The following is a 12298-nucleotide window of genomic DNA, read 5'->3' on the forward strand; positions in this document are numbered from 1 at the left end:
ACCAGGCAGTACTTCCGGCAGGATTGCGGCCCGTCATACTTCTGCCGGGAGGGGGGAGTTCGAGGCCGGACAGCGCTGAACGGGGAGATTCGACATGGGCAATGCCGTACCGGCCACGGGCGAGTTCGGGCGGCTGCTGCTGACCCTGCGCACACGCGCCGGGCTCAGCCAGGAACGGCTGTCCCACGCCACCGGGGTGAGCGTCCGCGCGCTGGCGGATCTGGAACGCGGTCGGTCCCGAGGACCGCAGCGGCGCACCGTTCAAGCCCTGGCCGCCGGGCTGGGCCTGGACGACGACACCGCCGCGGAGCTGGAGCGGGCCGCCGGCCGAGGACGGACGCGCCCGCGACCGGCCGCCGGACCACGAGCCCACAGCCCGCTGGCCCTGCCGCGTGACGTCGGCGACTTCGTCTCGCGTGGTCCGGCCCTGGCCCGGTTGCTCGCCTTGGCCGAGCGCACCGACGCCGGCCGTTCCGCGGTCAGCGTGGTGTCGGGACAGCCCGGCCTCGGCAAGACCGCCTTCGCGGTACACGCCGCGTACGCTCTCGCGCCGCACTTCCCGGACGGACAGGTGGTCCTCGACCTGCACGGCATGGACCCGGAGCCCACCTCCGCGCGCGACGCTCTCGCGTCCCTGCTCCGGGCCGTCGGCGTGGCCGAGCACGCGATCCCGGCCGCGACCGACGACCGGTCAGGGCTCCTGCGGTCCGTGCTCCGCGACCGGCGACTGCTGCTGGTACTGGACAACGCGGCGGGCGAGGACCAGGTCCGTCCCTTGCTCCCCGGCGCCGGGCGCTGCCTGACGATCATCACCAGCCGTCACGCCCTGGCCGGTCTCGAATCGGCCCACCGCAGCGACCTCGCCCTGTTCCGCCGGGAGGAGGCGGTCGAGCTGCTGAGCCGCATCATCGGCCCCGAGCGGATACGGCGGGAGGCCCAGGCCGCCCGCAACCTCGCGGACCTGTGCGGACTCCTGCCCCTGGCCGTACGGATCGCCGGACAACGCCTCGCCGGCCGGCCCCACGAGCGCATCGGCAAGCTGGCCGCCCAACTGGCCCAGGAAGGCCGTCGCCTGGACACACTCCAGGTCGGCGACCTTCAGGTACGAGCCGCTTTCGCCTTGTCCTACCGGCAGTTGGCCCCGGCCGCCAGAACCGTACTGCGCCGGGCCTCCCTGGCCGCCGGAGGCGACTTCAGCCCCGAGAGCGCCGCTCTCCTCGCCGACCTGCCGGTCGACGAGGCGGCCCGGTGCGCCGAAGAACTGACGGATGCCGGGCTGCTGCAGTCCGACGCCTCCGCCGAGCGTTACCGCTTCCACGACCTTCTGAAGCTCTTCGCCACCGAGCAACTGGCCACCGAGGACGGCACCGAGGTGTCCCGAGCCGCACTGGACCGGACGGCACAGTGGATGCTGCGCCGGGCCACGGCAGCCGCGCTGCGCTTCGACGCCGAACCCCACGAAGACTCACCTCACGGCGATCCCGACCCCGTCGGCGCACCCGCCGACCGTGACCAGGCCCGCGCCTGGCTGGAGACCGAGCGGGCCCAATGGCTCGCGGCCGTCCGGCACGCGCAGGCCACGGGGCACCACCGGCAAGTGATCGACACGGCCAGGGCCATGCACTGGTTCTCCGAGTTCAACCAGCACTGGGAGCTGTGGGTGGAGCTGTTCCAGCACGGGGTCGAGGCGGCCCGCGCGCTGGGCAGCAGGCAGGACGAGGCCGTCCAGCTGAACTTCCTGGCCTGGTCGTACAACGTCTGCGTCCACGACCCCGGTGCCGCACTCGTCACCGCGGACGCCGCCCTGGAGGCGGCCCGTGAGATCGGGGACCGGCTCCAGATGGGCTGGGCGCTGGGCTACGGGGCATCGGCGCTGCAGCGCACCGGCCGGACCGAGGAGTCCATAGCCCGGCTGCGCGAGGCCGCCGTCTGCCTTGCCGACCAGACCTCCGTGCAGGGCCGCCTCGCCGAACTCACCGTCCTGAACACACTGGGCAGTTATCTACGTCAGTCGGGCAGCGTCGAGGAGGCCCTGGCCATCCACCTGCGCAGCGAGGCGATCTGCCTGGCGGAGGTGCCCGGACGGCCGACCGAGCTGATCACCGTGTACCTCGCCGCGATCCGGCAGCAGATCGGCAACGACCTCGCGGCGCTGGGACGCTGGCCGGAGGCCGAACGACCGCTCCGGCAGGCGCTGGACATCTTCGAGACCACGAGCATGGCCGGCTGGGCCGAACCCACCCGCCTCGACCTCGGCATCGTGCTTCGCCACCTGGCCCGGTACGACGAGGCTCGCCGAACCCTGCTCGCCGCCCACGAGGGACTTCGCAAGCTCAACAGCCCACGGCAGGCGGAGGCCACGGCCGAACTGCGTGAACTGGAGGTACGGACGTCGTGAGGTCTCCGGGTCCACCGCCCGGACAAGCGGCTAGGGCAGACCCTGGAATGCAGCCCTCGACACAGCCCGTACGCTCCGGAGTCGCCCTGGGACCGAGCAGTCGCCTCCCGTCGGCGACCGACCACTCGATGGGGAGGCCTGCCGGTCAAGGGCGGTTCAGACCCCACGTCTGCAGGGTGAAGGGCCGCCCCTTCTCCTCACCTGTGATCAGCGGTACGTCGAGCAGCGTGAAGCCCGCCTTGGTGGCCACGGCGACGCTGGCCGCGTTCTCGGCCTCGAGTTCCAGGATCACCTGCTCGGCGCCCATCTGCTCGAAGGCGTACGCGGCCATCACCCGTACCGCCCGCACCGCCAGCCCCTGACCGCGGTGCGCGGGGCCGACCGCGTAGCCGATCTCCGTGCCCTCGGGCGCGCGCCGCAGCATCACCTCGCCGAGCGGTGCTCCGCCGTCGACGGTGATCGCGAGCAGAATGACCGTGCCCTCCGCGCGGAACTGACGGTCCCGGTCCAGTCGCGCGCGGGCGGCGGCCGCGTCGAAGGGGGAGACGAGCGGTGTCCAGTAGGCGATGTCGGGGTGATCGAACAGCTCCGGCATCGCCGTCAGGTCCGTCTCCGTCCAGTCACGAAGGACGAGCCCCTCCCCCGAGAGCTCGATCCGCTCGGGAAACGACGGCATGATGCTGCTCATGTGCTGGACCTCCTGGCTTGTTCGGAACGAGCCAGGATAACCGGGACAGGCGGAAGCCCGTCCGGCCGGGCAGCCGTCAGCCGTCAGCCGTCAGCCGTCAGCCAGAGAAGGCGTAACCGACGAAGTCGGTGACCGGGACGTACCCGATGCGTCGGTAGAGGGCGTTGCTGGTCGCGTTGGCCGGGTTGGTGAACAGCACTACCTCCTTCGCGCCCGCGGCCAGCGCGGCCCTGCTCACCTCGACCGTCACGGCGCCCGCGTAGCCGCGTCCCCGGAGGCCGGCCGGGGTGTAGACGGGGTCCACCCGGACCTGGCCGCCGACCAGCGGGTTCGCGCCCGCCATGGAGACGGGCGTGCCGTCCGGGGCCTCCCAGAAGGTGTAGCGCTTCTCCGCGAAGCGTGTGCCGGCCCAGGACTCGGCGGTTATGGAGACGGCTTCCCCGACGTCCGCGGCGAACTCACGGCACCAGCGCATCACATGCTCGTGCTCCCGCTCGCCCACCGGTCGGCCCCGGCCCGCCGGGACCGGCTCCGGCGGGGTGAGCGTGCCGAGCCGATGCAGACGACCCCACCAGTCGCGTACCGGCGCCGCACCACCCCTGTGCCGCCACCACGCCTCCGCGAGAGCGGTGGCGGTGTCCTGGTCCGCGGTGACGCCCGAAACGCGGTGCCCGAGTCCGGTCAGCCGGGGCACGAGGGTGTCGGCCTGCTCGGGGGCGAGCGTCGTGACGGTCAGGCGGCCGCGCGCGGTGCGGTACAGGATGGCCCGGACCTCGCCCCCTGACTCCAGCCGGCCGAAGACGGGGGCTTCGCCGCCGTGTGTGCCCGCGCCCTGTGCCCGCATTTTCGCGAGCGTCGTCAGGGGCGTGTTGTGCATGACGGGGCGCGAGCACAGGAAGCCTCCCGCCCGGGCGAGGAAGTCGTCGATGTCTTCGGTGAAGTACCAGTCGTCGAGGCCCATGCTTCATGATCTCCGACCGCCTCTCCTCCGGGAAGTACACGCCCGGGACCACGACGCCGCCCTGACCGGTGTCACAGGGTGTGGTGCAGCCAGCGCTGAAGCACCTCGTTGACGTCCGCCGGAAGCGCGCTGATCTGGTCGATGACCGCACGGTCCTCGGGCATCGGGGGAATGCCGGCGGCGGTGAGGGTCGCGTGCAGGGCCAGGCGCCGCTCATCCTGCGGGTCGATGGTGAAGCCGAGGCGGCGGGCGGGGTTGGGGGGCGGCAGGAGGAAGTCGCCGTCGTCGAGGGGCTGTGCCTGAGCCGGCACGGTGGTCTCACGGGGGTGTACGGCATAGGGGTCGGCGAACGCGCAGGAACCGAGGCTCTCACTGCTCCAGGGGGTCATCTCTGTCTCCTCACCGATGTGTTGTGAATCACTTGTCCAGAGCTCCGTGAGGGCCCCTTCGGTTGCGTTCGCGGCCGAACGTCACGCTGACGGCGTCATCGGCGGCTGATCACCTCGTACGACGGGCAGATGTCCGCCGCCGCTTCGAGGCACCGCGGTCACCGGCCGCGGAGTCAGCCTCGCCCGCCGGACCAGCGCACGGCGGCGGCTCCCGCGAAGTCGCCTGCGTGGGCGAACCCGCCCAGCACCACGAGGTCACCGTCGTTCACCCGACCCGAGGTGATCGCGTGGTCCAGGGTGACCGGGATGGCCGCTCCGAAGAGGTTTCCGTACTGGTCGAAGGTGTTCAGATGCCGTTCGGCGGGCAGTTGCAGCGCCTCCGTCCAGTTGCGCAGGAAGGTTCGGTTCGGCTGATTGGTGACGAGGACGTCGATGTCCGCGGTCGCAACCCGAAGCCGTCGGCACAGGTCCGTGACCACCTCCGGGACCAGACGGTTGCCGCGTGCGAGAACCTTGGCGACGCTCGCGTCGGTGAACCCGATCCGCAGCTGGGACTCCCCCGGTTCCCAGTACTTGCGACCGTCGTCGAGAGCCAAGGTCATGTCGCCGGCGTGATCGCCGATGTGCCGGGTCTCCACGTCGAGGACCGGGGCGCCGGCCGACGTCGTCACCCATCCCACTCCGCAGCCGTCGCCCGGGATCGCGGCCTGCGCGAGCCGGCGTACCTCGGACTGGGTGAAGCACTGGCCGGCGGCGCTCTGCGCGTTGCAGATCAGCGCGGTCCGAGCGTCGGTGGTGGTGAGGATCTGCCGGGCCAGCTTCAACATGTACACGAAGGAGGCGCAGCCCGCGTTGGCCACGTCGACGAGCCACTCCGGGTTCAGGCCCAGTCGGCGCGCCACTTCGGTGCCCGCGCCGACGAACGGCAGATCCGGCAGCTGACTGTGCACCAGCAGTACGTCGACGCCCCGGATCTCGTCCCTGCCGTGCCGTTCGATCAGGGGCTGTACGGCGCGTTCGATCATGTCCGTGTTGGTCTCGTCCGCGGCTACGTGGTGCCGTGACCGCGGGACCTTGAACATGGGGTGGCCGCGGAGCTTGTCCTCCGCTCCCGGGTACTCGGTGTAGTACCGCGCCGGGACCGGATCGCCCGGAAGGTAGCTCGCCACGTCGGTGAGGCTGACCGTGGTCACCGGGCCACCGCCCTCGCGGGGTCCACGCTGACCGGCTGACCGTTGCGGTGGCGGTGTTCCAGGATCGCCTTGAGGTTGTTCATCTCCACGGTGTGCCCCGCGTAGAACAGGTCCCAGTAGTCGCCCACCCAGGGCCGGTCGGCGCGGGGAGCGAGGCCGGGGTGCGGGTTCGTGTCGTAGTAGGGATGACGGCAGTTGGTCCAGGTGACCACCGATCCCGGCTTGTCGAGCACGAGTGGGGCCGGTACGACACGCATCAGGTAGATCATCCACAGCTTGTCGCCCTGGTCCCAGGAACAGTGGTAGTCCACGGTCATGGCCTCGGGGTTGGCGACCACGTTGCAGTAGATCCTGGTGTCGTCCTCCAGCCGGTCGCGGCCGACCCACAGTCCGGGCGTGCCGGAGGGTTCGAAGTCCCGCAGGCTGCAGGTCCACTCCTCCAGGTGATGGCCCTGGCGGAGGTAGTCGTAGGTCAGTTCCGGCGGGCAGTCGACGTACTCGTGGATGGTGCAGTACTGCCCGTAGACCTGATGGTGGGGGTAGACGGAGTGGGTCAACTCCACGCAGTGGGCGGTCAGTTCGTCCTTGCCCGGGTTCTCGATCCGCATCAGGCCCGGGATGTCAGCCGGCGCGGACGACTCGTCGCTCATCTGCATTCTCCTTGTTGTCGGTGTGTTCGGCACGGTCGGCATCGCCGGTGGCTTCGGCGAAGGGCTGGAAAGGCAGGAACGGAGGGATCTCCTTCGGGTCGCAGTCCAGTGCCACGAAGGCGGGGCCGGCGCCCGTGTTTCCGCGCAGCAGCGCCTCGCGCAGGTGCGCCGCGCTCTGGGCACCGGTGACGTCGAGGGACGGGAACGCGGCGGCCACCCCGGCGGCGATGTCGGTCCGGCCGAACACGTCGTCGTCGCGGACGCCGCCCTGGAGGAACTCCTCGCGCAGCGCGCACATGGCGTGGGCGTTGTTGTTGAAGACGACGAAGGTGACGGGCGCGGAGTGCTCCACGGCGGTGTGCACTTCCGCCCCGTGCATGAAGAAGGCCCCGTCGCCGGCGAGGACGTAGGTGCGTCGCCCGGTGGCGAGCGCGGCGCCGATGCCCGCGCCGAAGGTGTAGCCCATGCCTCCCATGCCGAGCGCCACCACGAAACGGCCGTGGCGCGGAGCCGGGAGGAGGTGAACCGCGCTGGCACCGGTGTTGCCGGCGTCCACGAAGACGTGCGCGTCCTCGGGCAGCGCCGCCTCCACCGCGGCGAGGGCCTGGGAGTACGGGACGATCCGCCCGGGACCGGCCGGAGCCTCCGGGCCCGCCACGGGGGTGGGGACCGGACCGGGGTGCCGGGGGCAGGCACGCGGGCCTGACGCGATCCGCCCGGTCACGGCGCGCAGCGCCTCCCGCAGGTCCCCGACCAGCGCCGTACCCGCCACGAACGGCTTCTCGGAGTCCAGGCATACGACGTCGGTGTCGGCCAGCGCCCGCTCCAGCCCGCCGCGCGCCAGGAGCGGCAGCCGGGTGCCGACCAGCAGGCACACGTCGGCCCGCCACAGACAGTGTTCGACGTTGGCATGGCCCATCACCCCGGCCACCCCCGCGAACCGTGGATCACGGTTGTCGAAGACGTCCTTGGCGTCCGGGGTGACCGCGACCCACGCCCCGAGGTTCCGGGCCAGCCGGGACAGTTCCGCACGTGCGTCCGCCGCGGCGACGCCCTCACCGGCGATGACCAGAACGGTGTCCGCGCCGCGAAGGATGTCCGACACCTCGGCCAGAGCGGCCTTGTCGAGCTGTGCCACCGGTGCCGTCCGCGTCGACGGTACGGGCAGGGCGGTCGGGACAGGCAGGGCGGTCGGGGCCGGTATGCCTGCGTCGCTCGGTGAGGGCGCGCGCTCTGGAAGCCCGGCCGGTGTCGTCGTGCCCCCTGCCGGTATGGCCCCTGTCGGCGCCGGACCATGGCCGTCGGGCAGACGGATCCGGGCCTGTTGCACGTCCTTGGGCAGCAGCAGCACCGCCGGACCGCACGGCTCGGTCCGCGCCGCCGCCATCGCCCGCGGCAACAGCTCGACGAGCGAGTCCGCGTCCTGGACCCGGGCACAGAACCGGGAGATCGGGGTGAAGACCTCGCCCGCGTCGAAGGAGTCCCCCTTGCCGCTGGTGTCCTGGAACGCGCCTTGGCCCTCCTGGGCCGTCGGCGGCTGGCCCACCAGGGCGAGCAGCGGCACCCGGGAGGCGTACGCCTCCGCGAGGCCCGGTACGAGGTTCATCGCGCCACCGCCCGAGGTGGCGGCGACAACCCCGAGACGCCGGGTGGTTCGGGCGTATCCATCGGCCATGGTGACGGCCGAGAACTCGTGCTTGGCGACCACACCGCGGACGGTTCCGCCGCGGTGCACGGCGTCGTACAGGTCCTCGATGTTCGCACCGCCGACACCGAACATGTGGGTGACTCCGGCCCTGGCGAGTTCGGCGGCCAGGTAGTCGGCCATCCGTACCGTCCCGGCTTCGGGTCCGTCCGCCGCGGTGGTCATACGGGGCTCCCGTCCCTCTCGTGGCGCCGGTCGACGAGGCCGGACGGCGTGATGACCTGGAAGCGGTGCCGGTACTCCTTCGGGGTGAGTCCCAGGGTTCGCCCGAAGGAGCGGAAGAAGGTCTCGGGGGCGCCGAATCCACAGCGGCCGGCTATCTGACCGATCGGCAGATCGGTCGTCTCCAGCAGCTCGCGGGCGCGGGCTATCCGTGTGCGCTGGACGTACTGGCCGGGAGTCGTGCCCACCTCGCGGCGGAAGACCCGGGCGAAGTTGCGCGGGCTCATGTTGGCCCTCTCGGCCATCTCGGCCACGGGTAACGGGTTGTGGAGGTTCTCCAGAATCCACTCCTGCGCCGTCCGGATCGGCGGATGGTCGGCCAACTGGGCGTCCAGCATCGCGCTGAACTGGGACTGGCCTCCGTGCCGCTTGAGGAAGAGCACCAGAAACCGTGCCGTCTCCAAGGCGAGTGCCGCTCCGTGATCGGCCTCCACCAGGGCCAGCGCCATGTCGATCCCGGTCGACACGCCCGCCGAGGTGACGAAAGGGCCGTCCCAGACGAAGATCGGCTCGGCGTCCACGGTCACCGCCGGGTAGCGTCGGGCCATCGTCTCGCTGTACGCCCAGTGCGTGGTGGCGCGTCTGCCGTCCAACAGGCCCGCCTCGGCCAGCAGAAAGGATCCGCCACATACGGAGGCGACCCTGCGCGACCGGGCCGCCGCGGCACCGATCCACGAGACCAGCACCTGATCCCGAAGCACCTCGCCGACACTCCACCCCCCTGGCACGAGGAGCGTGTCGACGGGTCCTTGTCCCGCCTCCAGCGGCTGGGCCCCCACGCTCACCCCTGAACTCGTGCGCACCAGTGGCGCGTCGGCGGAGACCAGCTCGATCCGATAGGGGACGGCCCCCGGATCGAGGAGCCTGTTGGCGATGTCGAACACTTCAATCGGTCCGGTGATGTCCAGCGCCATGGCACCCGCGTACACCACCACAACAACACGTCGCTCTGACACGGTCACAGCCTGTATCGGATCTCCGACTGACTGCAATGACAGATAACTGACGCATCCGGCCAACAGGCCTTCACTCGAGGGGAGTTATGGTCTGCTGACCAGGCACTTCACATACGGCCGACGGCCATGGCGGGTGAGGTAACTCACAGACGGTCGGACGGGCGGGACTTCGCGCGGGAGGAGTCGGGCGTCGCCATGGATCGCTCTAGGGGAGGCGGGCCATCAAGTGAGCGTCGAGGAAGCCACGTTCGGAGGCCGGGTCGTGGAGAAGCTGGGCGACCGTGACGAGCCCGGCCCCGACCAGCAGCTCGGCGAACCGGTCAACCGGCCAGCTGTAGGCGGGCGTTACTTTGTGATCGAAGCGGACCGGCTCGGTCCCCTCGGTCGCGAAGAACGAGACCATGAGCAGGCCCCCTGGCGCCAGGACCCGTACCTGCTCGGCCAGCAGCGCGGGCAATTCCTCAGGCGGGGTATGGATCATCGAGTAGTGGGCCAACACCCCGCCGAGCGCACGGTCCTCGACGGGCAGAGCCTCCATGCGCGCCTGGTCGAACCGCAGGGCGGGATGGGACTTCCGGGCGTGGTCGACCATGGCCGGGGACAGGTCGAGCCCGAAGGCGTCCAGACCCAAGTCGTGCAGCATGGCCGTCAGATGGCCGGGACCGCACCCGACATCGGCTGCCCGCAGGTTCCCCGTCTCGCGCACCAGCTCGGCGAAGGTGCCGAGCATGGCCCGCGTGAACGGCCGTGTCTCCAGCCGATCGGCGAACAACGACGCATAGAGCTCGACGATCCCGTCGTAGGCCGTCCTGGTCTCGTCCTGGCGTTCCGTCTGGTGTTCCGTCACGGGCAAGAAGCTAACACCCGTGCCGTTCAAGGCCGTTCAGCCTTCGTGGTGGTGACGGCGTGGCGGGCTCGTCAGTCGAGGTCCGCCTGCCAGAGGTCCGGGCCGAACACCTCGTACTGGATGTCCTGCGGTGCGACGCCCCGTCCGAGGAGCGCGCTCCGCAGCGGTTGCATGAACGCCAGCGGCCCGCACATGTAGTACACCGCGTCGTCCGGCAGATCGACGTGGGAGAGGTCCATGAGCCCGTCGAAGACGCCCTTCACCGGCTCGTTGGTCTGCGCGCCCTTCTCGTACCAGAGGTACATCTCGGCGTTCCGCAGTTCGAGTACGTCGCTGACCACCTGGCGACGCAGCGCGAACGACGCCTCGTCGAGGTCGGCGTGCAGCACGGTGATCGGCAGCCGGGACTCGGCCTCGACGAGGTGGGAGAGCATCCCGGCCATGGGGGTGATCCCGATGCCCGCCGTGGCGAACACCACCGGCCGTCCCGAGTCGTCGAGCACGACATCGCCATAGGGCAGCGACAGGGTGAGGACGTCACCCACGTCGACCGTGTCGTGCAGGAGAGCGGACACCTCTCCCTCGGGCTCGCCGTTGCCGCGTACCCGCTTGACCGAGAACTGGCGGTGTTCACCGTCGTCGACCCGGGTCAGGCTGTACTGGCGCGGCTGGCGCACGCCGTCGGGCATGTCGATCAGCACCGTGACGTACTGGCCGGGGAGCGAGGTCGTCACGAGGCGGTCGTCGACCCGCTTGACCACGAAGGTCACGACGTCCGGGGTCTCCTTGATCTTCTTCTCGACCTCCCATTTGCGCCACACCGTCTCGGGTGTGACCCCCCGCGCGCTGTAGAGGCCGCGTTCCTGGTTGATCAGGGCGTTCGCCATCAGCCAGTAGACCTCGTCCCAGGCCGCGGCGACCTCCGGGGTGACCGCGTCGCCCAGTACGTCGACGATCGCCCACATCAGGTTGTCGTGGACGGTCTGATACTGGTCCGGACGGATCCCGAGAGACGCGTGTTTGTGCGCGATGCGCTTCAGCAGGTGTTCGGGGGTCCGCTGCGGGGTGCTCACCAGGCCGCCGGCGAACGCCGCCACGGATCCGGCGAGCGCCTGCTGCTGTTCTCCGTGTGCCTGGTTCCCGCGGTTGAAGACCCCGTCCAGGAGCTCGGGATGGTTGGCGAACATGTGACGGTAGAAGCGCCGGGCGATCTCACCGATGTGCTCCCCGACGACGGGCAACGTGGCCGTGATGACGGGTCGGGACGTGTTCGAAAGCATGATGTGCATCTCCAGCGCAGGCGAAGTGCGGGGCAGGCATCGGGCAACCACGGAATCGCTCGTACGACAGTCGGAGCCGGGGCGGGGCCGATTGACCCGCGCGGATACCGCGGCCGTCCTCGGAGACCGGATCCCCGGGACGCGCGGCGCGGCGCCCGCCCTCCACGCTAGAAGGGCACCGCCCCCTTCGCACTCCCTATGCCCTCATTGGTGGACTTGCCCACGGACGGCCGGGGGACGTGAAGTCCGATGCGCCCGTCCGGCGATCGGTGACGGCGCACTCCGCGCTCGCTGCGCCGCAGCGCGCACGATGCTGCTGTCACGGCAAGGTGGCAGCCGGCTCGTCGACCGGACATACGCCGTGGCACGCGCCGGACCGGCCGCCCCGGCACCACCACAGCGGCGGGCCGGCCTCGTCCGTCGCACCCGGGTACCAGTCGGCAGAGGTGCCGGCAGGACGGGGATGCATTCCGGTCCTGTGTTCCCGGCAGACCGGCCAGACCTGCCAGACCTGCCAGACCTGCCAGACCTGCCACAGGAGGCTCCATGACGGTCGCCCGTGCCGCGTCGGCGACCACGCTCAGGACCGTCATGGCGTCGTCCGGCTCTGGATCGCCGTCCTCCAGGTCTCCGCGCTCCAGCGGTTCGGAGGCGAGCGAAGACGAAGATCAAAACGGAACCGGCAGCCCGACCTCACGCAGCTGGGACAGGGCGGCGGACATGCATTGCCGCACGGTCCTCCCATCAGCACGTATGCCCTGCTCCAAGGGACCTCCACCGGCGGCGAACGTCCACGCCGGCGCGTCGTCAGCCACCCTCTCGGCGTCCACCCTGATCAGGGCATTCACGCCCTGCTCACCCAGCCATTCCAGGATGAGGAGCGTCACGTCCTCGATGCCACCATCCTGGTCATCCTGGTCGATCTTTGGCCGGCGCCCGCGGTTCCCTGTCATGGCCCAGACCCTACCGACGGGCCCTCAGCAGTCCGCGTCCAGCGGTCAGGTCGGGG

At 70.6% G+C, this 12298-nt stretch carries 11 protein-coding genes; 1 reads left to right on the forward strand and 10 read right to left on the reverse strand.

Going from position 1 to position 12298, the window contains the following annotated elements:
• Nucleotides 1–94: 94 nt before the first annotated feature.
• Nucleotides 95–2398, forward strand: a complete 2304-nt coding sequence (locus OG780_RS03275; RefSeq protein WP_328444460.1) for a helix-turn-helix domain-containing protein — start codon at nucleotides 95–97, stop codon at nucleotides 2396–2398.
• Nucleotides 2399–2543: 145 nt separating this feature from the next.
• Here OG780_RS03275 and OG780_RS03280 read toward each other — a convergent pair whose 3' ends face one another.
• From OG780_RS03280 to OG780_RS03325, 10 genes are all read right to left on the reverse strand, one after another.
• Nucleotides 2544–3086 (reverse strand): GNAT family N-acetyltransferase, encoded by a 543-nt coding sequence (locus OG780_RS03280; RefSeq protein WP_328444462.1) that lies wholly within the window; start codon nucleotides 3084–3086, stop codon nucleotides 2544–2546.
• Between the two features lie 97 nt (nucleotides 3087–3183).
• Entirely contained in the window at nucleotides 3184–4047 is an 864-nt protein-coding gene (locus OG780_RS03285) for a GNAT family N-acetyltransferase (protein ID WP_328444464.1), read from the reverse strand.
• Between the two features lie 71 nt (nucleotides 4048–4118).
• On the reverse strand, nucleotides 4119–4436 hold the full coding sequence (locus OG780_RS03290) for a hypothetical protein (RefSeq protein ID WP_328444467.1): 318 nt from the start codon (nucleotides 4434–4436) through the stop codon (nucleotides 4119–4121).
• A 173-nt stretch (nucleotides 4437–4609) separates the two neighbouring features.
• Nucleotides 4610–5629, reverse strand: a complete 1020-nt coding sequence (locus OG780_RS03295) for a 3-oxoacyl-ACP synthase III family protein (RefSeq protein WP_328444469.1) — start codon at nucleotides 5627–5629, stop codon at nucleotides 4610–4612.
• Nucleotides 5626–6279 (reverse strand): SRPBCC family protein, encoded by a 654-nt coding sequence (locus OG780_RS03300; RefSeq protein WP_328444471.1) that lies wholly within the window; start codon nucleotides 6277–6279, stop codon nucleotides 5626–5628. The genes OG780_RS03295 and OG780_RS03300 overlap by 4 nt, the downstream gene beginning before the upstream one ends.
• Complete coding sequence (locus OG780_RS03305; protein ID WP_328444473.1) at nucleotides 6251–8149, reverse strand: thiamine pyrophosphate-binding protein; 1899 nt, start codon at nucleotides 8147–8149, stop codon at nucleotides 6251–6253. The genes OG780_RS03300 and OG780_RS03305 overlap by 29 nt, the downstream gene beginning before the upstream one ends.
• Nucleotides 8146–9162, reverse strand: a complete 1017-nt coding sequence (locus tag OG780_RS03310) for a GlxA family transcriptional regulator (RefSeq protein ID WP_328444475.1) — start codon at nucleotides 9160–9162, stop codon at nucleotides 8146–8148. The genes OG780_RS03305 and OG780_RS03310 overlap by 4 nt, the downstream gene beginning before the upstream one ends.
• 205 nt (nucleotides 9163–9367) lie before the next feature.
• Nucleotides 9368–10009 (reverse strand): class I SAM-dependent methyltransferase, encoded by a 642-nt coding sequence (locus OG780_RS03315; RefSeq protein ID WP_443062095.1) that lies wholly within the window; start codon nucleotides 10007–10009, stop codon nucleotides 9368–9370.
• 71 nt (nucleotides 10010–10080) lie between these two features.
• Entirely contained in the window at nucleotides 10081–11289 is a 1209-nt protein-coding gene (locus OG780_RS03320) for a globin domain-containing protein (RefSeq protein ID WP_328444479.1), read from the reverse strand.
• Between the two features lie 668 nt (nucleotides 11290–11957).
• Nucleotides 11958–12242: a hypothetical protein gene (locus OG780_RS03325; protein ID WP_328444481.1), complete on the reverse strand. Its 285-nt coding sequence runs from the start codon at nucleotides 12240–12242 to the stop codon at nucleotides 11958–11960.
• Nucleotides 12243–12298 lie beyond the last annotated feature (56 nt).

Source organism: Streptomyces sp. NBC_00386 (assembly GCF_036063235.1).
GTDB lineage: Bacteria > Actinomycetota > Actinomycetes > Streptomycetales > Streptomycetaceae > Streptomyces.